The organism is Spiribacter pallidus, from assembly GCF_040838495.1.
Taxonomy (GTDB): Bacteria; Pseudomonadota; Gammaproteobacteria; order Nitrococcales; family Nitrococcaceae; genus Spiribacter; species Spiribacter pallidus.
The window spans coordinates 1-1,114 of record NZ_JBAKFM010000009.1; the positions used below are offsets into that span (position 1 = coordinate 1).

The window sequence follows — 1,114 nt, forward strand, 5'->3', positions numbered from 1 at the left end:
TGTAATGACCCCCGGGTTTCTGCACACCTTATGACGCTAATGCCGGGTGTGCACTGGGTGCCGCATAGCCCAAAGACTGATGCGGCCGTTCGTTGTTGTAAAACCGGATCCATTGCCCGACCACATGGCGGGCATGAGCCAGCGACTCGAACCGATGCTGCCAGATGCATTCCTCTTTTAGGGATCGGAAGAAACGCTCCATCAGCCCGTTCTGCTCTGGTGTGTAGGGCGTGATGAACTCCTGGGTCAGTCCGTAATCGGTGACCGTTTTGGTGTACTGCTTCGAGGAGAACACCAACCCGTTGTCCGATCGCAGCATCAGTGGCCGCTCAACGCGCTGCAGGTGCCCCAGGCGGCTGATCAAGGCTTCCTCGAGCGTGGCTTCCGCGGTTGCCGTGGCACCGCTGCTGGATAAGCGCCAGCCAAGGATCTCTCGGGTACAACAGTCGATCACGGCAGCCAATGCACCGCGCCGGTCCCGACCGCACCAGACATGGCAGATGTCTGTCGCCCAACGCTCATCGGGCTGGTGAGTCACCGATGGCAGCGCCTTCGCCCTTGGCCGAAAGCCCTGAGGCCGCTTGCGCACCTGCCAGCCCTTGATCTGCAAGATCCGCTGGATCGGCTTTTTGTTCTCGCCAAGGACGATCGCCAGGCGCCGGTATCCATAGGTCGGGAACCGCTGCATGGCCAACTTCACGCGATCTGTTAGCATTGGATCGGTGGCCTTCGGCCGAGCCTTTGGTTTGTAGTAGATCGACCGCCTCGGGACGCCCAGCCAGCCACAGAGCTTGCTGAGCGAGACACAATGACCTTCGGCCAGGAGCTCCGCCTGCAGCGATCTCACGAGTTCTCCTCGTCGTCGAGCAGGCGCCGATACTTTTTTAGCGCGTAGATCTGCAGATGGGCATCCCCGAGTGCCTCTCGGGTCTCCTGCAGCTCCTTTTCGTATTGCTCGCGCACGTCCCTGGGTCGCGTGCGAAAGCCGTTCTCCATGCTCCGCTCGGCTTCCTCAACCCAACGCTCGACCTCGGCAACGGTGAGGTCATGCTGCCGGGCTACCTCAACTGGCGTGGTCTTGCCCTTGAAGATATCGATCACCACCGCCGATTTG

2 protein-coding genes are annotated in these 1,114 nt (G+C 60.7%); both read right to left on the minus strand.

Features of this window, described 5'->3' with window-relative positions:
• Positions 1 to 28 precede the first annotated feature (28 nt).
• On the minus strand, positions 29 to 847 hold the full coding sequence (locus V6X73_RS09535; RefSeq protein ID WP_367958245.1) for an IS3 family transposase: 819 nt from the start codon (positions 845 to 847) through the stop codon (positions 29 to 31).
• A partial coding sequence (locus tag V6X73_RS09540) for a DUF1153 domain-containing protein (protein ID WP_367991196.1) occupies positions 844 to 1,114 on the minus strand: 271 nt, incomplete at its 5' end. The genes V6X73_RS09535 and V6X73_RS09540, both read right to left, overlap by 4 nt.